16 protein-coding genes and 1 tRNA gene are annotated in these 18907 nt (G+C 65.5%); 12 read left to right on the top strand and 5 right to left on the bottom strand.

Features of this window, described 5'->3' with window-relative positions:
* Window positions 1-5: 5 nt before the first annotated feature.
* Window positions 6-842: a hypothetical protein gene (locus tag SynRS9909_RS02765; RefSeq protein WP_007100587.1), complete on the top strand. Its 837-nt coding sequence runs from the start codon at window positions 6-8 to the stop codon at window positions 840-842.
* Here the strand turns inward: SynRS9909_RS02765 and hemF are convergent.
* Window positions 769-1824 carry an oxygen-dependent coproporphyrinogen oxidase gene (hemF, locus tag SynRS9909_RS02760; protein ID WP_007100588.1) on the bottom strand — a complete coding sequence of 352 codons (1056 nt, stop codon included), beginning with the start codon at window positions 1822-1824 and terminating at the stop codon, window positions 769-771. The genes SynRS9909_RS02765 and hemF overlap by 74 nt on opposite strands.
* A gap of 118 nt (window positions 1825-1942) precedes the next feature.
* Between hemF and SynRS9909_RS02755 the strand changes: the two genes are divergently transcribed.
* From SynRS9909_RS02755 to SynRS9909_RS02720, 8 genes are all read left to right on the top strand, one after another.
* Window positions 1943-3043: an Mrp/NBP35 family ATP-binding protein gene (locus tag SynRS9909_RS02755; RefSeq protein WP_007100589.1), complete on the top strand. Its 1101-nt coding sequence runs from the start codon at window positions 1943-1945 to the stop codon at window positions 3041-3043.
* Window positions 3044-3045: 2 nt separating this feature from the next.
* A complete protein-coding gene (gene rodA / locus SynRS9909_RS02750) occupies window positions 3046-4323 on the top strand; it encodes a rod shape-determining protein RodA (protein WP_007100590.1) in 1278 nt (425 codons plus the stop codon).
* On the top strand, window positions 4320-5729 hold the full coding sequence (locus tag SynRS9909_RS02745) for a HAMP domain-containing sensor histidine kinase (RefSeq protein WP_007100591.1): 1410 nt from the start codon (window positions 4320-4322) through the stop codon (window positions 5727-5729). Before rodA ends, SynRS9909_RS02745 begins: the two co-directional genes overlap by 4 nt.
* A 94-nt stretch (window positions 5730-5823) precedes the next feature.
* Window positions 5824-6255 (top strand): photosystem I reaction center subunit II PsaD, encoded by a 432-nt coding sequence (locus SynRS9909_RS02740; RefSeq protein ID WP_038000832.1) that lies wholly within the window; start codon window positions 5824-5826, stop codon window positions 6253-6255.
* A 35-nt stretch (window positions 6256-6290) separates the two neighbouring features.
* A complete protein-coding gene (locus SynRS9909_RS02735) occupies window positions 6291-7820 on the top strand; it encodes an anthranilate synthase component I family protein (protein WP_007100593.1) in 1530 nt (509 codons plus the stop codon).
* Entirely contained in the window at window positions 7817-8959 is a 1143-nt protein-coding gene (gene gshA / locus SynRS9909_RS02730; protein ID WP_007100594.1) for a glutamate--cysteine ligase, read from the top strand. Before SynRS9909_RS02735 ends, gshA begins: the two co-directional genes overlap by 4 nt.
* 77 nt (window positions 8960-9036) lie before the next feature.
* Window positions 9037-11976: a phosphoenolpyruvate carboxylase gene (ppc, locus tag SynRS9909_RS02725; RefSeq protein ID WP_007100595.1), complete on the top strand. Its 2940-nt coding sequence runs from the start codon at window positions 9037-9039 to the stop codon at window positions 11974-11976.
* The gene (locus SynRS9909_RS02720) at window positions 11977-12438 is read left to right on the top strand and encodes a hypothetical protein (protein ID WP_007100596.1); all 462 of its coding nucleotides are present in this window, start codon (window positions 11977-11979) and stop codon (window positions 12436-12438) included.
* Between the two features lie 17 nt (window positions 12439-12455).
* Here SynRS9909_RS02720 and SynRS9909_RS02715 read toward each other — a convergent pair.
* Window positions 12456-12529: transfer RNA gene (locus tag SynRS9909_RS02715), tRNA-Arg, on the bottom strand.
* An 84-nt stretch (window positions 12530-12613) separates the two neighbouring features.
* Here SynRS9909_RS02715 and recF point away from each other — a divergent pair.
* Window positions 12614-13729, top strand: coding sequence for a DNA replication/repair protein RecF (gene recF, locus SynRS9909_RS02710; RefSeq protein WP_071933941.1), 1116 nt, complete (start codon window positions 12614-12616; stop codon window positions 13727-13729).
* Between the two features lie 30 nt (window positions 13730-13759).
* Window positions 13760-14248 carry an adenosylmethionine decarboxylase gene (gene speD, locus SynRS9909_RS02705; RefSeq protein WP_007100598.1) on the top strand — a complete coding sequence of 163 codons (489 nt, stop codon included), beginning with the start codon at window positions 13760-13762 and terminating at the stop codon, window positions 14246-14248.
* 30 nt (window positions 14249-14278) lie between these two features.
* Here the strand turns inward: speD and larE are convergent, their stop codons facing one another.
* Window positions 14279-15160 (bottom strand): ATP-dependent sacrificial sulfur transferase LarE, encoded by an 882-nt coding sequence (larE, locus tag SynRS9909_RS02700; RefSeq protein ID WP_007100599.1) that lies wholly within the window; start codon window positions 15158-15160, stop codon window positions 14279-14281.
* A gap of 40 nt (window positions 15161-15200) precedes the next feature.
* Window positions 15201-16409 (bottom strand): cation:proton antiporter, encoded by a 1209-nt coding sequence (locus SynRS9909_RS02695; protein WP_007100600.1) that lies wholly within the window; start codon window positions 16407-16409, stop codon window positions 15201-15203.
* Window positions 16410-16537: 128 nt separating this feature from the next.
* Between SynRS9909_RS02695 and SynRS9909_RS02690 the strand changes: the two genes are divergently transcribed.
* A complete protein-coding gene (locus SynRS9909_RS02690; RefSeq protein WP_007100601.1) occupies window positions 16538-17698 on the top strand; it encodes a cob(I)yrinic acid a,c-diamide adenosyltransferase in 1161 nt (386 codons plus the stop codon).
* Window positions 17699-17737: 39 nt separating this feature from the next.
* Here SynRS9909_RS02690 and moeB read toward each other — a convergent pair whose 3' ends face one another.
* Window positions 17738-18901, bottom strand: coding sequence for a molybdopterin-synthase adenylyltransferase MoeB (gene moeB, locus SynRS9909_RS02685; protein ID WP_038001601.1), 1164 nt, complete (start codon window positions 18899-18901; stop codon window positions 17738-17740).
* Window positions 18902-18907: the final 6 nt, after the last annotated feature.

Genomic DNA, 18907 nt, shown 5'->3' with positions numbered 1-18907 from the left:
ACCCCATGGTGCGCCATGACCTGAGTCTGGCCCTGGCCGCTGGCCTTGTCGCCCTGGCCAGCCTCGGTTTGTCGACGGCAGCCCGTGCGCCGGGAAGTCCCGACACCGACGTGCTCACCGGTGAACAGGTGGCGCTTCGCACCCACTGGAGAGGCACCAGGCCGCTTCCGACCGATGTGCCCATCCTGGTGATGGCAGGCCATGCCGACTCCCAGGCCATCGAGGGAGCCGGCACCTCCGGCGCCACGGTGGGGCTCCACGGCGGCACACCGATGGATGCCCGCATGCGCGATGAACTGTTCTGGAATCTCAGGGTGCGCGATGCCGTCGTGGCGCTGGGGCGTGAGCGGGGCCTGAACATCCGGGCCTACACCCCGGACGCGCTCACCATCCACGATGAGAACGATCCCCGCACCAACTGGTCGGTGGGGCGTCGCCACAGCGCCGCTGGTGGATATGCCCTGGAGATTCACTTCGACGCCTACGGCCCCGACGGCTTCGGCTCCGGCCTGATCCCCGCCCTCCAGCAACCCAGCAATCGCCTCGACGAAAGCCTGGCCCTGGCGTTCGGGCGCTACCCGCGGACCTTTCGCGGCGGCCTGGGAGCACCGCGGCGAGGCATCAGCATCCTGGAGATCGGCAAGCTGGAAGGGAACCTGGAGCAGCGTCTCCGAAACCCCCAATCCCGGCAGCCGGTGATCGACACCATCGCGCGCCGCATCGTTGAGGCTCTGGCCATGGGCCTGAAGCCCCAAGCACCATCACCGCTCAGTTCAGGGCCTGATGGGGACGGCAGCGCTCGTCCAGAGACGGATCCTCCAGCCAGTTCTGGGGCCGGGTGAACAGATCCGTGAGCAGCGCTTCCCTCGACCCTTCCGGAGCGGCGTAGCCGTATTCCCATCGGGCCAGGGGCGGCAAGGACATCAGAATCGACTCGGTGCGACCGTTCGTCTGCAACCCGAAAATCGTGCCCCGATCCCACACCAGGTTGAATTCAACGTACCGACCGCGGCGGTAGAGCTGGAACTGACGCTCCCTCTCGCCATAGGGGAGGTGATGCCGTTTCTCCACGATCGGGGCATAGGCCGGCAGGAAAGCCTGCCCGCAGGCCCGCGCCAGATCATGCAAGGCGTCCCAGTCGAGGGGACGGGAGCCAATCGTTTGGGCCATGGCGGCAGCGGGCCCCTCGGGATCCTGACCCTTGTAGAGCTGGCCGTTGCCGTCTTGGTAGTCGTAAAAAATCCCTCCGATGCCGCGGGTTTCGCCGCGGTGCTTGAGGAAGAAATACTCGTCGCACCAGGGCTTGAACACCGGATAGAGATCCGGGCTCACCTGATCGCAGGCCTGTTTGTGTTGCCGATGGAAGTGGCGGGCGTCGTCAAGGAAGGGATAGAAGGGCGTGAGATCGGCACCACCGCCGAACCACCACACCGGCCCCGCCTCGAAATAGCGGTAGTTGAGGTGCACCGTGGGCACATAGGGATTGCGCGGATGCAGCACCATCGAGGTGCCGGTGGCAAACCAGGCATGCCCCTTCGCCTCGGGGCGCTGGCGCAGGATTGAGGGGGGCAACTCCTGGCCATGCACTTCAGAGAAGTTGACGCCGCCCTGCTCGAAGACGCGCCCGTCGCGCATCACCCGGGAACGCCCGCCGCCCCCTTCCGGCCGCTCCCAGCTCTCCTCCTGAAAACGACCGAGACCGTCGAGACGCTCCAGGCCTGCGCAGATTTCATCCTGAAGGTCGAGCACGAGGGCCCGGGCCCGGTCGCGGGACCCCGCAGGAGGCGTCAGAACGCTGCCGGGCTGGTGGGGTGAATGGACCATGGGCGGCATCCCGCAGGAACAGGCATGACCATTTCAGCCTGCGGGCGTTCACGACAAGAGTGCGTGAAGGTCTGTCATGAGATCTCGCCCCTAGGATCCGCGCCGGTGGTGCGGATTCATGGCGACGGCAGAGCAGGCAACAGCGGTGCTGACGGAAATCCGTGATGCGGGCAGCGGACGTTCCGCTGTGGAACTGGGCTGGATCGATCGCATCCGGGTCACATCACCCCGGGCTGTGATCCGTCTCAATCTTCCCGGCTTCGCCCAGAGCCAACGCGACAGGATCGTGCAGGAGTGCCGGGAGCGCCTGCTGGCGCTCGACGGCATCCAGGACGTGCAGATTGAAGTGGGAAACCCGCCCCAGCAGGCCGCTGGCGCCTCCGCTCAGAGCGGCGCAATCGGTCAGGCCGGCCATGGCCAGATGGCCGAGCGGCAAGCGATTCCGGGGGTCAGGCAAGTGATCGCCGTGAGCAGCGGCAAGGGCGGCGTGGGCAAAAGCACCGTGGCGGTGAACCTGGCCTGCGCCCTCGCCCGTCAGGGCCACCGGGTCGGGCTGCTTGACGCCGACATCTACGGCCCCAACGCCCCCACCATGCTCGGCGTGGCAGAGCAGACGCCCGAGGTGCGTGGCAGCGGCAGTGAGCAACGCATGACGCCGATCGAGAGCTGTGGCGTGGCCATGGTGTCGATGGGGCTGCTGATCGATCCCGACCAGCCCGTGATCTGGAGAGGACCGATGCTCAATGGCATCATCCGCCAGTTCCTCTATCAGGTGAGCTGGGGTGAGCGGGATGTGCTGGTGGTCGATCTTCCCCCCGGCACGGGCGACGCCCAGCTCTCCCTCGCCCAGGCGGTGCCGATGGCCGGCGTGATCATCGTGACCACGCCTCAGCAGGTGGCCCTGCAGGACGCCCGCCGCGGCCTGGCGATGTTCCGGCAGATGCAGATCCCCGTGCTCGGTGTGGTGGAGAACATGAGCGCCTTCATTCCGCCCGACCAACCGGAACGGCGCTATCCCTTGTTCGGCGAAGGGGGGGGACAGCAACTCGCCGATGAATTCGACAGCACACTGCTGGCCCAGATCCCGCTCGAAATGCCGGTGCTCTCCGGTGGCGATCAGGGTCGCCCGATCGTGGTGAGTCAACCCGATTCCGCCAGTGCCCAGGCATTCGTGGCTCTGGCCGATGCTGTAGCGAGTCGGCTCACCGTGTCGCACTGAGCATGGGCAGCGGCTTCCTCCAGGGCAACCGCAGACGGCGCCGCGCTGATGCCTCCGGCCTCAGCAGTCGGCGACGCCAGGGGGAGCGCCTGCTTTGGGGCATCCCCCTGACCCTGGTGGCCGTGGCGGGGCTGCTGATCGCCAGCACCCAACGCCAGGCCGCCTATGCCGACTGGTACCAACACTGGGTCACGGCGGCCTTCGGCATCGGCGTGGCGCTGCTGCTGGCGCGCATGAAGCTGGAGCGCTTGAAGCCACTGCTGGCCCCCATCTACGCGCTCACGGTGATCAGCCTGATCGCCGTGCGGGTAATCGGCACCTCCGCCCTCGGCGCTCAACGCTGGATCAGTATCGGCGGGGTGCATGTGCAGCCCTCGGAATTCGCCAAACTCGCCGCCATCCTGCTGCTGGCGGCCGTGCTTGATCGCCATCCTGTGGAACGTCCGGTCGATCTGCTCCGCCCCCTGGGCGTGATCTCCCTGCCCTGGTTGCTGGTGTTCATTCAGCCGGATCTGGGCACCTCCCTGGTCTTCGGAGCCCTGCTCCTGGTCATGCTCTATTGGTCGGGCATGCCCTTCGAATGGCTGTTGCTGTTGCTCGCGCCCCTGGGCACCGCGTTGTTGGCCGGCCTCCTGCCCTGGGCCCTGCTGCTCTGGGTGCCGCTGATGATGGCGATCGCCTTTCGCTCCCTTCCCTGGAAACGCATCGCGGCGGTGGTGGTGCTGGCGATCCAGGGGGCCGTGGCCTTCATCACCCCCTGGCTCTGGATGCATGGCCTCAAGGACTATCAGCGCGATCGGCTGGTGCTGTTCCTCGATCCCAGCAAAGACCCTCTCGGCGGTGGGTACCACCTGCTGCAAAGCACGGTTGGCATCGGCTCCGGAGGCCTGTTCGGCACGGGATTGCTGCAGGGCCAGCTCACCAAACTGCGCTTCATCCCCGAGCAGCACACCGATTTCATCTTCAGCGCCCTGGGGGAGGAGACGGGCTATCTGGGCACCGTGCTGGTGGTGGTGGGATTTGCCCTGCTCATGGCTCGGATGCTCCAGGTCGCGAACCGGGCCCGCTCCGATTTCGACTCCTTGGTGGTGGTCGGCGTCGCCACCATGCTGATGTTTCAGGTGGTGGTGAACATCTTCATGACCATCGGCCTTGGCCCGGTCACGGGCATTCCTCTTCCCTTCATGAGCTATGGGCGCTCCGCCATGGTGGTGAACTTCATCGCCCTGGGCCTTTGCCTCTCGGTGGCGCGCCGGGAGCGTCAAGGGCTGATCCGGTGAACGCACGCCCCCACCTCACCACCATCCAAGCCCTGATGGCCGAAGGGGTGCCGCCAGGCGGGGGTGATGATGCCAGCGCCCGACGGCTGTGGTGGGCGGCCCTGGAGGTTGTGCAGGACGCCCTGCTCAAGCAGCCGGACGATCGGCGGGGCGTCTGGCTCGCCGCGCCCCTTCCCGCCCTCTACGAACCGAGCCTCCTGCAAAGGATGGCCGGCTGGATCTGGACACCCCATCCCATCGGCTGGCCGCAGCTGGGCCCTGCGGCAGCAGCGGAACCGGCCGGCGGCCGTGCCCCGATCCAGCGACTGGAACAGCTCCGGCTGCAGCCGGAGGACGGCCATGACCCCCTGCTGATCGTGATCAGCCCGTCTCTGCAGGTCGCCCTGGCCCTGCACGGCCCCGAGCACCAGCGTCAACTGCTTCTGCGCAGTGACCCCAACTCCCTGGCGGCCGTGCTGGAAGGGATCGACCGACGCCTGCAGGCCGAGAACCCTGCGCAGGCGAGCGTGCTGCGTGACGCGATCCAGGGCCTGGGATCCCTGCAGAGCAGCCGCGACTTCGCGACGGTTTTCTGGCCCGCCGTGGCGGAGCGGTTGGCCCGGATGGCCCCCAGCCTCACTCTGCAGACCCTGCCCGACCACCCACCCGCGCAGAGCGCTGCACCCATCCCCGTCCCCCAGGCCGGTGCCGCGGCCGAGCTCTCCCTGCTAGAAGCGATCACCCATGAGGTGCGCACACCGCTGGCCACGATCCGCACCTTGATCCGGTCGCTACTGCGCCGCCGTGACCTGCCGGATCTCGTCACCGATCGCCTGCGCCAGATCGACAGCGAATGCACGGAACAGATCGACCGCTTCGGCCTGATTTTTCATGCAGCGGAACTGCATGCCTCCGAACTGCAGAGCAGCGAGCGCCATCGCCAGTCGAAGGACTCGGCAGGCCTGGCCCGCACCGACCTCGGCGCGATGCTGCTCCAGCTGGCACCAGCCTGGCAACAACAGCTCGAGCGGCGCGGGCTTGCCCTTCAGCTCGACATCAGCGCGGCACTCCCGGCTGTGCTCAGTGATCCCGGCCGATTGGAACCGATGCTCGGTGGCCTGATCGACCGCAGCAGTCGCAGCTTGCAACACGGCGGCAGGCTGGTGCTGCAGCTGCGAGCGGCGGGAGCACGCCTGAAGCTGCAGATCCGCGGCCACAATCCCAATCCCGATGGTGCCGGCGTCAGCGCAGCGGAGCCCAGCGCAGAACTCGGCCCCGTGCTGAGCTGGAATCCAGACACCGGCAGCCTGCAGCTCAGCCAGGGAGCCACCCGTCGCCTGCTCGCCAGCCTGGGTGGCAGGCTGACGCAACAACGGGACCGAGGCCTCACGGTGTTCTTCCCGGTGGCCGGCTCGACTCAATGTTGACGGGTGTGAAGCTTGGCTGCAGGACAGGCGATCCAACCGGAATCACGGTGCTACTTTCCAGCCGTAACGGCATGCCGATTTTTCGAGGACAGCCATGACAGCAACGGCGTTGAACGGTCAGCTCCCCCAGTTCATCGGCAGCACCGGTGGACTTCTGAACGCCGCGGAGACGGAAGAGAAGTACGCCATCACCTGGACCAGCGCCTCTGCTCAGGCTTTTGAACTGCCCACCGGTGGTGCCGCCATGATGCATGAAGGCGAAAACCTCATGTATTTCGCTCGCAAGGAGCAGTGCCTCGCCCTCGGCACCCAGCTGCGCACCAAGTTCAAGCCCCGGATCGAGGACTACAAGATCTATCGGATTTTCCCGGGTGGAGACACCGAATTCCTGCATCCCAAGGATGGTGTGTTCCCTGAGAAAGTGAATGACGGTCGCACCATGGTGGGCCACAACCCCCGACGAATCGGCGCCAATCCCGACCCTTCCACGCTCAAGTTCAGCGGACGCAACACCTTCGACGCCTGACGTCGAGCGGCGCGGTCGGCTGCGAGAATCCCTCCATGCTCAGCCCTGACCGCGCCTCCTTTTTTGAGGCCGCCGCTGCGGGAGCCACCTTCATTCCGGTGGCTCACAGCTGGCCGGCCGACCTGGAAACGCCTCTCACCACATGGTTGAAGGTGGGTGAAGGCCGACCGCCGGGTGTGCTGCTCGAATCCGTCGAAGGCGGTGTTCACCTAGGCCGATGGAGCGTGGTGGCCTGTGACCCGCTCTGGACGCTGACAGCTCGCGGCGAGGCATGCAGCCGTCGCTGGCGTGATGGAGCGGTGGAGTCTTTACAGGGCAATCCCTTCGACCTCCTGCGCAGCCAACTGAAGCCTTACCGCCCCGGCCACATCCCCGGTCTGCCACCACTGGGGCAGCTCTACGGCATCTGGGGCTATGAACTGATTCGCTGGATCGAGCCCACGGTGCCGATTCACACCCCGGCCGCAACCGATCCGCCCGATGGCCTCTGGATGCTGATGGACAGCATCCTGATCATCGACCAGGCCAAGCGTCTGATCACAGCCGTGGCCTACGGAGATCTCAGCGGCGGCAGGGGCAGTGCCTCCAGCGCCGATGAGGCCTGGGACCAGGCGATGGTGCGAATCCGCCACCTGGAGGAGCGGATGGCAGCACCTCTGCCTTCGGTCCGCCCCCTTCGCTGGCAACCCAACAGCGGGATCCCCCCCACCAGCAGCAACCGCGATCAGGACGATTTTGAGGCCGCCGTGCGCAGCGGCCGCGACCACATCGCCGCCGGCGATGTGTTCCAGCTGGTACTGAGTCAGCGACTGGAAACGACGGTGCCCCAGAAGCCCCTGGAGCTTTACCGCAGCCTGCGGATGGTGAACCCATCGCCCTACATGGCCTTCTTTGACTTCGGCGACTGGCAGTTGATCGGCTCCAGCCCGGAGGTGATGGTCAAGGCCGAACCCGATGCGGAGGGCATCCGCGCCAGCCTCAGGCCGATCGCCGGCACCCGACCCCGTGGCGACACGGACCAGGAGGATCGGGCCCTGGAGGCGGACCTGCTGGCCGATCCAAAGGAACGGGCCGAACACGTGATGCTGGTGGATCTCGGACGCAACGATCTCGGCCGGGTCTGTCGGCCCGGCAGCGTTGCCGTGAAGGACCTGATGGTGATCGAGCGCTACTCCCACGTGATGCACATCGTGAGTGAGGTGGAGGGGCGACTCGCGGACGACCACGACATCTGGGATCTGCTGATGGCCGCGTTCCCCGCCGGCACCGTCAGTGGCGCACCCAAGATCCGCGCCATGCAACTGATCCATGCGCTGGAGCCTGAGGCCCGCGGGCCCTATTCCGGGGTCTATGGCGCCGTGGACCTGGCCGGCGCACTCAACACCGCGATCACGATTCGCACCATGGTGGTGCATCCCGATCCCGCCGGGGGCTGTCGGATCCAGGTGCAGGCCGGTGCGGGCGTGGTGGCCGACTCCAGGCCGGCAGCGGAATACCAGGAAACCCTCAACAAGGCCCGGGGCATGCTCACCGCGATCGCCTGCCTCGGGGACCCCACCCCATGACCAGCCCCCTGCTGCTCAAGGGCTTTGAAGTGGAGCTGTTCACCGGCCGCAACGACGGAGAGAACGTCGGCGTCGCCGTGGAAGCCGCCCGGGACCTGGGTGATTTTGTCACCGAACCGGACCATCGCAACCTGGAATACGTCACAGCACCGGAAGCGCGCTACGAGCCGCTGGAACAGGCTCTGATCGCGCCCCGACGCCGCTTGAGGCAGTGGTTGGCCCAACGGGACCTCACCCTGCTGCCGGGCAGCACCCTCAGCCTCGGCGATCCCAACCGCTTCGAACGCTCAGATCCACAGAATGCCTATCACGACCTGATCGAAAGCCTCTACGGCACTCGGGTCGTGACCGCCAGTATCCACATCAACCTCGGCATCGCCGAGTCGGAGGCCCTGTTCCGGAGCCTGCGCCTGATCCGCTGTGAAGCCGCCCTCTGGCTGGCGATGAGTGCCAGTTCGCCCTTCCTTGGAGGGCAGGTGATGACAGCCCATTCGCAGCGCTGGCTGCAGTTCCCGCTCACGCCGCAGTGGGTGCCCCTGTTCCGCGACCAGAACCATTACGTGAGCTGGATGGAGGAGCAGATGGCCCTGGGTCAGATGCACAACGTGCGCCACCTCTGGACGTCCGTGCGGCCCAACGGACCGAACCGTCCCCACGATCTGAACCGGCTCGAGTTGCGCATCTGCGATCTGATCACCGACCCCCAGCTCCTGCTTGCCGTCACCACCCTGTTGGAACTGAGGGTGCTCAGCCTGTTGCGCCACCCCGTCGGACTCGATCCACTCCACAACAGTGCGCTGTCGGCCCGAGAGCTGGCCGATCTCTGTGACGCCAATGAGGCGGCAGCCGCCCGGCAAAGCCTGGTGGCCGAACTCCGGCATTGGCGCGATGGCCGCACGATCCGCTGCAGCGACTGGATTCAGGCCCTGCTGGCCGACGTCACCCCACTGGCGGAGGAGCTGAACCTGCGCCAGCGCCTGCGGCCGATCGACACCCTCCTGCAGGAAGGGAATCAGGCGATGCGTTGGCTGAAGGCCATCCGCAGCGGCTCCAGCCTGAGGGACGTGATGCGGGAGGGAATTGCCGCGATGGCCGCCGAAGAGCTCTGGATGAGCAGCGGAATGGGCGCTTTGGGATGATCATGCCCACACCTGCAGACAGTCCCACCCCGATGCCTTCGACATCCGCCCTCAACTCCGAGTGCGACTCCCGGGGGATGTCAAGGTGTCCCAATGGCGACGACCAGCTCCTCCAACAGCGTCTGGAGCTGGTGGAGGAGCTCTGGGAAACGGTGCTCCGCAGCGAATGTCCGCCCGAGCAGGCAGAACGACTGCTGCGGATGAAGCAGCTCAGCGAACCCCTGGCTGGCGACGGCGACAGCAGCAGCAGTGATGCGGTGGTGCAGCTGATCCGTGAAATGGATCTGGTGGAGGCCATCGCCGCGGCCCGGGCCTTCTCGCTCTATTTCCAACTGGTGAACATCCTCGAGCAGCGGATCGAGGAAGACAGCTATCTGGCCAGCATGAGCCGCTGCCAGGAGTCCTCGGAAGCGGAGGGGGTGGACCCCTTTGCCCCGCCCCTCGCCAGCCAGACGGAACCAGCCACCTTCAGGGATCTGTTCGAGCGCCTGCGGCGCCTGAATGTGCCACCGGCGCAGCTGGAAGCCCTGCTGCAGAACCTCGACATCCGGTTGGTGTTCACCGCCCACCCCACTGAGATCGTGCGGCACACCGTGCGGCACAAGCAGCGCCGGGTGGCCAGCCTGCTGCAGCAGCTGCAGGGCACGGTGGACATGGCCAGCAGCGATCAGGCGAGCCTCCGCCGCCAGCTGGAAGAGGAGATCCGGCTGTGGTGGCGCACCGATGAACTGCACCAGTTCAAGCCCAGCGTGCTGGATGAAGTGGATTACGCCCTGCACTACTTCCAGCAGGTGCTGTTCGATGCGATGCCCCAGTTGCGTCGCCGCATCCAGGCGGCACTGAGCCAGAACTATCCCGATGTGAGGCTGCCGCCCGCAGCCTTCTGCACCTTCGGTTCCTGGGTGGGATCCGATCGGGATGGCAACCCCTCCGTGACACCGGAAATCACCTGGCGAACGGCCTGTTATCAGCGGCAGCTGATGCTCGATCGCTACGTCTCGGCCGTGCAGGACCTGCGCGACCAACTGAGCATCTCCATGCAATGGAGCCAGGTGAGCGCGCCGCTGCTGGAGTCCCTGGAAATGGACCGGCTTCGCTTTCCCGAGGTCTATGAGGAGCGTGCAGCGCGATACAGGCTGGAGCCCTACAGGCTCAAGCTCAGCTACACGCTGGAGCGGCTCCGGCTCACCCAACAGCGCAATCAGCAGTTGTCGGAAGCGGGTTGGCGCACTCCACCGGAGGGCCTGGTGCCCTGCCAACCGACCGGCGCCAGCGCTGGCGAAGCCCTTCACTACGGCTCGGTGGCCGAGTTCCGCAGCGACCTGGAACTGATCCGCAACAGCCTGGTGAGCACAGAGCTCACTTGTGACCCTCTCGACACCCTGCTGACCCAGGTGCACATCTTCGGGTTCTCGCTCGCCAGCCTCGACATCCGTCAGGAGAGCACACGCCACAGTGATGCCCTCGACGAGTTGACCCGCTACCTGAAGCTCCCCACCGCCTATGGGGCGATGGACGAAAGCGCCCGGGTGGAGTGGTTGCTCGAGGAGATGCAGACCCGCCGTCCCCTGATCCCCCCTGCGGTGGAATGGTCGGCGGCAACGGCGGAAACCATCGCGGTCTTCCGGATGTTGCATCGCCTCCAGGAAGAGTTCGGCAGCCGGATCTGCCGCACCTATGTGATTTCCATGAGCCACAGCGTCTCCGATCTGCTGGAGGTGCTGCTGCTCGCCAAGGAAGCCGGTTTGGTCGATCCGGCGGCCCACCATGCCGATCTTCTGGTGGTGCCCCTGTTCGAAACGGTGGAAGATCTGCAGCGGGCTCCGGAGGTGATGGGCCAGCTGTTCGAGCACCCGCTCTACCGGCAGCTTCTGCCACGGGCGGGCGAACAGGCCCAGCCCCTGCAGGAATTGATGCTCGGGTACTCCGACAGCAACAAGGATTCCGGTTTCCTCTCCAGCAACTGGGAGATCCATCAGGCCCAGATCGCCCTGCAGGATCTCGCCAGTCGCCACGACATCGGCCTGCGTCTGTTCCACGGCCGTGGCGGTTCGGTCGGCCGTGGCGGTGGCCCCGCCTACCAGGCCATCCTGGCCCAGCCCAGCGGCACCCTGCAGGGTCGGATCAAGATCACCGAACAGGGCGAAGTGCTGGCCTCGAAATACAGCCTGCCGGAACTGGCGCTCTACAACCTGGAAACGATGAGCACCGCCGTGGTGCAGAACAGCCTGGTCACCAGCCAGCTGGACGCCACACCGAGCTGGAACGACCTGATGAGCCGTCTCGCCAGCCGCTCCCGCAGTCACTACCGAGCCCTGGTGCACGACAACCCCGACCTTGTGGCCTTCTTCCAACAGGTGACGCCGATCGAGGAGATCAGCAAGCTGCAGATCTCCAGCCGTCCGGCCCGCCGCAAAAGCGGCGCCAAAGATCTCTCCAGCCTGCGGGCCATTCCCTGGGTGTTCGGCTGGACCCAGAGCCGGTTCCTTCTTCCCAGCTGGTTCGGCGTCGGCACGGCCCTGGCGGACGAGGTGGCCAACGACCAGGAACAACTGGAACTCCTGCGCCGTCTGCACCAGCGCTGGCCCTTCTTCCGGATGCTGATCTCCAAGGTGGAGATGACCCTCTCCAAAGTCGATCTCGAGCTGGCGCGCCACTACGTGACCAGTCTCGGCAGCGCCGACCACCGGGAGGCGTTCGAGCGGATTTACGCCACGATCGCTGATGAATACAGCCTCACCCGCCGCCTGGTGCTCGCCATCACCGGCCAGGAACGGCTGCTCGATGCCGATCCAGCCCTGCAGCTCTCGGTGGACCTGCGCAACCGCACGATTGTTCCACTCGGCTTCCTGCAGGTGGCGCTGCTGCGCCGACTGCGGGATCAGAACCGGCAGCCGCCGATGAGCGAGGCCCCCAACACCGATCCGGATGGCCGCACCTACAGCCGCAGTGAACTGTTGCGCGGAGCGCTGCTCACCATCAATGGCATCGCCGCCGGCATGCGCAACACGGGCTGAGTGGCGCTGCTTCCCTTTCGCTCCAGACCAGCCGTCCCGGCCCTTCCCCCCGGCTATGTGCTGGAGCCCGAGAGCCAGCCGACCGCCAGGGCGATCGACGCCCTGCTCCAGGCCTGCGGCGAGCCCTCCATCCCTGAGGAGCGCTGGATGGCGGCCCTGGAGCGAAGTCTCTGGTGCCTCAGCGTGCGCCGGGAGCACGACGACAGGCTCGCCGGCTTTGTGCGGGCGACCAGTGATCGGGCCCTGAATGCCAATCTCTGGAACCTCTGCGCCCATCCGGGCGAGAGCCAGGGGCAGGTGATGGCCGTGCTGGTGCACCGCTCCCTGGCGATCCTGCGCCGGGACCTGCCGGGTTGCAGCATCTCGATCTCAGCCCCACCCGCCGCACTCCAGGCCCTCAAAGACCAGGGATTCGTGCTCGACCCCGGCGGGATCCGAGCCATGGGGCTGTGGCTTCGCTGAGTCGCGACGCCTTATGACGAGCATGGAGGGACTCGAACCCCCGACCCTCAGAACCGGAATCTGATGCTCTATCCAACTGAGCTACATGCCCACATCGGCTGATGCCGCTGCAGAGGGGATGCATCCGCAGATCTCCCCAAGCCTTGTACCTTAGCGACACGTCGCACCCGGACCGATTCGGCTACACCAGCTCGAGCTGCAGGGGTTCCGGAACTACGGCCACCTGCAGCTCAGGATCGAGGCACCTCGACTGCTGGTGATCGGCCGCAATGGGGTGGGGAAATCCAATCTTCTCGAAGCGGTCGAGCTGCTTGGAAGCCTGCGCTCCCATCGCGCCAGCCAGGATCAGGATCTGATCCACTGGGATCAGAGCCGGGCCGTGCTCCGAGCCATGGCGGCAGAGCAGGATCAGCTGGAGCTGGAACTGCGACGCAAGGGAGGTCGGCAGGCCCGCCGCAACGGTCGGGTGCTGGAGCGTCAGCTCGATCTCATCGGCCCCCTGCGTTGCGTGGGATTCAGCGCCCTCGACCTGCAGCTGGTGCGGGGGGAGCCGGCGCTGCGCCGCCAATGGCTGGATCGGGTGGTTCTCCAACTGGAGCCGGTCTATGGCGATCTGATCAGTCGCTATGGCCGCTTGCTGCGTCAACGGGCCCAGCTCTGGCGGCGGCAGAGCACCGCCACGCCGGAACGGGAGCAGCTGCTCGAGGTCTTTGATCAGCAGATGGCCCTGGTGAGCACCCGGATCCATCGGCGCCGGCGCCGGGCCCTGGCGAGGCTGCAACCCCTGGCGGCGGCCTGGCAGCACCAGCTCAGCGACGGCCACGAAGCGCTCGAACTTCGGTATGAGGCGGGCAGCCGACTGGAGGGCGAAGAAGCGGAGGAGCCCTGGCGGCAGGCGATTGCGGCCCAGCTGCTGGCCCAGCGTGCCGAAGAGGCTCGGCTGGGGAGCTGTCGCGTCGGACCCCAGCGCGATGAAATCGCCCTGATGCTCGATGGCATCGCCGCGCGCCGATTCGCGTCCGCCGGGCAACAGCGCACCCTGGTGCTGGCCCTGAAACTGGCCGAACTGCAGCTGGTGCAGGAGCTCTGGGGGGAACCGCCACTGCTGTTGCTCGATGACGTGCTGGCAGAACTGGATCCCCATCGCCAACTGGCGCTGCTGGAGGCCGTGGGCGGCACGCATCAATGCCTGATCAGCGCCACCCACCTGGACGCCTTTGAAGGGAGCTGGCGCGCCGGATCCCAGATCCTCAACGCGGAGTTGTTGAACCACGACATGGAACTGCGTTAAGATCAATAGCTGTTTTCTTTTGATACCCTGATGGAGCAGACCCTGTCTTGCCTGCATCCCAACCCGGGATGGGGCGGCGCCGATTCCTCAACAGCCACCGGTTCCGACGTGCCCAATGCCACCGACATGGTGGGCAAGCACTGCATTCTCGAGCTCTACGACTGCGACGCCTCCAAGCTCGACGACGAAGCCTTCCTGAGGACCACCATCACCACTGCAGCGAAACGTGCTGGTGCCACACTCCTCAACCTGATCACCCACCGATTCGAACCTCAGGGCGTGACGGGACTGGCTCTTCTGGCTGAATCCCACATCTCGATCCACACCTGGCCTGAAAGCGGCTACGCGGCGGTGGATGTGTTCACCTGCGGTGATCACACCATGCCCGAGAAAGCCTGCGCCGTGTTGCGGGATGAACTGAGGGCCGGTCGCCATCAACTCCGCAGCTTCAGGCGCGAGACCCCCGCCGCTGTGGCCCACACCCCTCGGGATCCCCAGGCCGAACTCCGGGCAGCGTGAACCTGAAGGTGGCCTGCCCGGCTGGCCTTGCTAGGGGATCGCCACCTGCTGGTGATCCCCCAGGGCGAGTTCACGGTTCAGCTTGCCGCTGACAAGGCCTTCAAGATCCAGGCTGACGCTGGTGAACCCCAGCGCCAGAAACCGTTCCACCAGGGCAACGCGGGGGAGCCTGAGCAGCAACGTGTCGATTTGGTCGCTCGGCACCTCGATCCGTGCCGTTGCCCCCTGGCAACGGACGCGCACGTCGTCAAAACCCTGCCCCCGCAGCCACGCCTCTGCGGCGCCAACGCGGCGCAGGCGTTCGGCGCCGATCGGATCACCGTAAGGGAAGCGTGACGCCAGGCACGGTTGAGCGGGCTTGTCCCACCAGGGGAATCCAAGCGAGCGGGAGATCTGGCGCACAGCCAGCTTGCTCAGCCCCAGTTCGGCCAGGGGCGAGCGCACACCCGCCTGCCTGGCCGCCTCAATGCCGGGGCGGTGGTCACCCAGATCATCGTGATTCACCCCATCCACCACCTGGGCCTGACCGGCCTGGGCTGCGATGGCAGCCAAGTGCCGATGCAGCTCCCGCTTGCAGGCGAAACAGCGCTCCGGCGGGTTGCTGGTGTAGTCAGGATCCTCCAGTTCGCTGGTGGCCACCTCCTGATGGCGGATGCCCAGCCAGGCGGCCTGTTGCCGGGCCTCTTCGTGCAACTGAGGCGCCAACGCCGGGGAGACCCCGGTGATCGCGATCGCCCCAGTGCCGAGCTGCTCCCAGGCGATGGCCGCCACCAAGCTGCTGTCCACCCCGCCGGAGTAGGCCACACACACCCGTTGCTGTGAGCGCAGCCAGGCGCGCAGCTGCTCGAGCTGGCTCTGCAACTCATCAGAGAGAAGATCGAGCTGGCGAAATGTGCGAGCCGTCCCCTCCATCACACCGGCCCACTCCCTGGATTGATCAGACTCTTTCACGCTAAGGGACTTCTGATTTCAGCGTCCTGGGGGAAGCGTCAATCAACGCCAGGATCCTGCTCGCGATGCCAGGAAAGAGCATCACCGTCACCATCGCTGCCGAGATGAATAAAGTCACAACGCGCATGCTCAAAACTCCCTGTCGCTGCGCTATCACGACCACCGCCACCACCAAAGGCAACTGGGTCGAGACGTCGAAGGCCAAGGCAATGCGCGCAGCCGGCTGCGCGCAGTCGCGGCGGCTCATCCACCACACCGGAAGCCCCCGCACCAGAAGCATCACCACCACCAGGCATGGAATCAGAAGCAAGTCTTGGGGCTGAGAGAGGAGGGGATGGAAATCGAGATTCATCCCGGTCACCACGAAAAAGAGCGGCACCAAAAAACCTCCGCCCACCCCATCCAAACGGGCTTGAAACTGAGGCCAGAGCGCCGTATTAGCGCCAAATCGAAGCAAGACGCCCGCCATTAGAGCACCCAGGATCAAGTCAACTTCGAGCAGGTGGGCCAGCGCCACCATCACGGCCAGCAAACCGACGACGAAGCGCATCGGCACCTGGGAGCTCCCCCCCATGGTGCGCTGTAAGAACTGCTCCCAAGCCTGACGATGCTTGAGCAGCAAGATCAGCAAGAGAGCACTGATCAAGGCGTAGGCCATCAACTGGATCAACGCCATGCCACGACCAGAGTGATGATTTTGAAGGACACTCAGCACTGCGACCGGAATCACTTCCCCCACCACGGCGTGCACCATGAGCAGAGAGCGATAGTTGGTGGGCAACCAGGCGCGATCCCGCAAGAGCGGCTGGACGATCCCAAGTGATGTGGTGATCAAGGCCAACATCACCCACATGACGCCTGCCGGGGGGATGGTGCCAACGCTGATCAGCAGCGAGGCCGAAAGTGCCGCGAGCGGAATCGACAGCAACCAAGCGCCCAGCCCCTGACCAAAGCCACGGCTTAGGACGCCTCGAGGATCGAGCTCAAATCCCGCTTGCAGGAATAAAAAGCCCATCCCCAGATTGGCGAGCAAGGTCAGAGCCGGTCCTGGATGGTCCAGCTGAAAGCCATGGGGACCGAGCATCACGCCGAGAAGGATTTCCAACACTGCGGAAGGCAACACCAGCCAGGGCATCACCGCGGGTAACCAGGCCGCAATGGCAATCGCCAAGAACAGGCGAGCCTGGTTTTCAACCGGAATGATGTCCATACAAGGTCAAGCCATGCAAAGCGACCTTCGGAGCCACCAGCGGTGTGCACACTCTGCAGAACCGCCACCACAACCACAACCACAACGCGGTTCGAGCTCGGTAAGCTCCGAGAGCCCATCTTCTGGCCATGGCAGGGAATCGACGACCAGCCATCGGCATCGTGACTGCCGCTGACAGCCGCGAACGCAGCCTCGGTCAACTGCATGTCTACGACGGGGAGGGCAAGGGCAAAAGCCAGGCTGCGCTTGGCGTGGTGCTGCGCACCATCGGGCTTGGCATCTGCGAACAACGCCGCACCCGGGTGTTGCTGCTGCGGTTTCTGAAGGGGCCAGGCCGGGCCTACGACGAGGATGCGGCGATCGAAGCCCTGCAGCAGGGGTTCCCCCATCTGATCGACCAGGTGCGCACCGGTCGTGGCGAGTATTTCGGGGCTGATGAGGTGAGCCGCTTTGACCGGCAGGAAGCGCAGCGGGGCTGGGACATCGCTAAGGGAGCGATCGCCAGCGCCCTCTATTCCGTGGTGGTACTCGATGAGCTCAACCCGGTGCTGGAGCTGGGGTTGCTCGATCTCGACGACGTGTTGCGGAGCCTGCGCGAGCGGCCGGAGGGCATGGAGATCATCGTCACCGGACGGGCCGCCCCCCGCACCCTGGTGCAGATGGCGGATCTCCATTCAGAGATGCGCGCTCACCGGCGGCCCGAACCCTCAGAGGCCGGCGTGACGGCCATGGCACCCCAGGGAGGCATCGAGATCTACACCGGCGAAGGCAAGGGCAAGTCCACCAGCGCCCTGGGCAAGGCCCTCCAGGCCATCGGCCGCGGCATCTCGCAAGACAAAAGCCACCGGGTGTTGATCCTGCAGTGGCTCAAGGGGGGCAGCGGCTACACCGAAGATGCGGCCATCGCTGCCCTGCGCGAGAGCTACCCCCACCTGGTGGATCACCTGCGCTCAGGCCGTGATGCGATCGTCTGGCGCGGCCAGCAGCAACCGATCGATTACGTGGAAGCCGAGCGGGCCTGGGAAATAGCGCGCGCCGCGATTGCCAGCGGGCTCTACAAAACGGTGATCCTGGATGAACTGAATCCCAGCGTGGATCTGGAACTGCTGCCGGTGGAGCCGATCCTCCAGACCTTGCTGCGCAAGCCGGCGGAAACCGAGGTGATCATCACCGGCCGCTGCAAGAACCCTCCCGCCTATTTCGATCTGGCCAGCGTGCACTCCGAGATGGTGTGCCACAAGCACTACGCCGAACAGGGCGTCGATCTCAAACGCGGCGTGGATTACTGAGGGTGATCCGCTATGTCAGAAACTTTCACGGGCTGAGCGTCAGTAGCGCGGCACCGTTTCATCCACCTCCAACGACCAGGCCTCGATGCCGCCGCTGACATTGATCGCCTCGATGCCGTGCTCAGCCAGCAGTGCCACCGCCTTGGCGGAGCGACTTCCCAGCTTGCAGTGGATGTAGAGACTGCGGCCGCTGGCCCGGTTGCGGATGGGCTCGATCGCCGCGCCGCTCTCAATGGCGCTGAGGGGGAAATGTTCCGATCCCTCGATCACCGCCACCTCCACTTCAGCGGGGTTGCGCACATCGATCAGCAGCAGGTCGGCGCCTGAATCCAGCAACGCCTTGAGCTCCCGCACGGACACGCTTTCCACTTGCTTCTCCTGGGCGAATGCGGATCCGGAGTGGCCGCAGAATGCCTGATAGTCAATCAGGTGTTGGATCGGCTCGCGCGTGGGCGACGGGGCAAGCGTCAACTCCCGAAAGCGCATCGCCAACGCATCCACCAACAGCACCCGACCATCCAGGCAGGTGCCGAGTCCGGCGATCAGCTTGATCGCCTCGGTGGCCTGGATCAGACCGATCAAACCGGGCATCACGCCCAGCACGCCAGCGGCAGCGCACGATGGCACCAGGCCCGGCGGAGGCGGCTGCGGCACCAGGTCCCGGTAATTCGGACTGTCAGCCGTGCGGTTGAACACGCTCACCTGCCCCTCAAAGCCCTGCACCGATCCATAGATGCAAGGCTTGCCGAGCAGCACACAGGCATCGTTGATGAGGTAGCGGCTGGGGAAGTTGTCGGTGCCGTCGCACACCAGGTCGTAGGGCTCGAGAATCTGCAGGGCATTGCTCGGATCGAGCCTCGTGTTGTGCTCCACCACCTGTACATGAGGATTGAGGTCGTGGAGCCGGCTGGCCGCCGAGCGGGTTTTGGCCTGGCCAACGCTGGCGCTGCCATGAATCACCTGACGCTGCAGGTTGGACGCCTCCACCTGATCGAAATCGACGACGCCGATCCGCCCCACACCCGCGGCTGCCAGATAAAGCAGCAGGGGTGACCCCAGGCCACCAGTGCCCACGCACAACACCGAAGCACTGCGGAGACGCTTCTGCCCTTCAAGGCCCAGCTCCGGCAGGCTCAGGTGGCGGGCATAGCGCTGGCGCTCTTCGGCACTGAGCTCTTCGGGCACAGCATCCAACGGAACCATCGACAC

Origin of the sequence: Synechococcus sp. RS9909, from assembly GCF_014279595.1 — a bacterium.
Lineage (GTDB): Bacteria > Cyanobacteriota > Cyanobacteriia > PCC-6307 > Cyanobiaceae > Synechococcus_C.
The sequence above is the reverse complement of the archived record's forward strand: the minus strand, read 5'-3'. Positions and strand labels throughout refer to the sequence as shown.

Coding starts and splice junctions, on each gene's coding strand:
- gshA (WP_007100594.1), top strand. CDS start 7,817: ATGACCAGCCCCCTGCTGCTCAAGGGCTTTGAAGTGGAGCTGTTCACC.
- moeB (WP_038001601.1), bottom strand. CDS start 18,901: ATGGTTCCGTTGGATGCTGTGCCCGAAGAGCTCAGTGCCGAAGAGCGC.
- SynRS9909_RS02735 (WP_007100593.1), top strand. CDS start 6,291: ATGCTCAGCCCTGACCGCGCCTCCTTTTTTGAGGCCGCCGCTGCGGGA.
- rodA (WP_007100590.1), top strand. CDS start 3,046: ATGGGCAGCGGCTTCCTCCAGGGCAACCGCAGACGGCGCCGCGCTGAT.
- ppc (WP_007100595.1), top strand. CDS start 9,037: ATGTCAAGGTGTCCCAATGGCGACGACCAGCTCCTCCAACAGCGTCTG.
- larE (WP_007100599.1), bottom strand. CDS start 15,160: ATGGAGGGGACGGCTCGCACATTTCGCCAGCTCGATCTTCTCTCTGAT.
- SynRS9909_RS02740 (WP_038000832.1), top strand. CDS start 5,824: ATGACAGCAACGGCGTTGAACGGTCAGCTCCCCCAGTTCATCGGCAGC.
- SynRS9909_RS02755 (WP_007100589.1), top strand. CDS start 1,943: ATGGCGACGGCAGAGCAGGCAACAGCGGTGCTGACGGAAATCCGTGAT.
- SynRS9909_RS02765 (WP_007100587.1), top strand. CDS start 6: ATGGTGCGCCATGACCTGAGTCTGGCCCTGGCCGCTGGCCTTGTCGCC.
- SynRS9909_RS02690 (WP_007100601.1), top strand. CDS start 16,538: ATGGCAGGGAATCGACGACCAGCCATCGGCATCGTGACTGCCGCTGAC.
- hemF (WP_007100588.1), bottom strand. CDS start 1,824: ATGGTCCATTCACCCCACCAGCCCGGCAGCGTTCTGACGCCTCCTGCG.
- SynRS9909_RS02695 (WP_007100600.1), bottom strand. CDS start 16,409: ATGGACATCATTCCGGTTGAAAACCAGGCTCGCCTGTTCTTGGCGATT.
- speD (WP_007100598.1), top strand. CDS start 13,760: ATGGAGCAGACCCTGTCTTGCCTGCATCCCAACCCGGGATGGGGCGGC.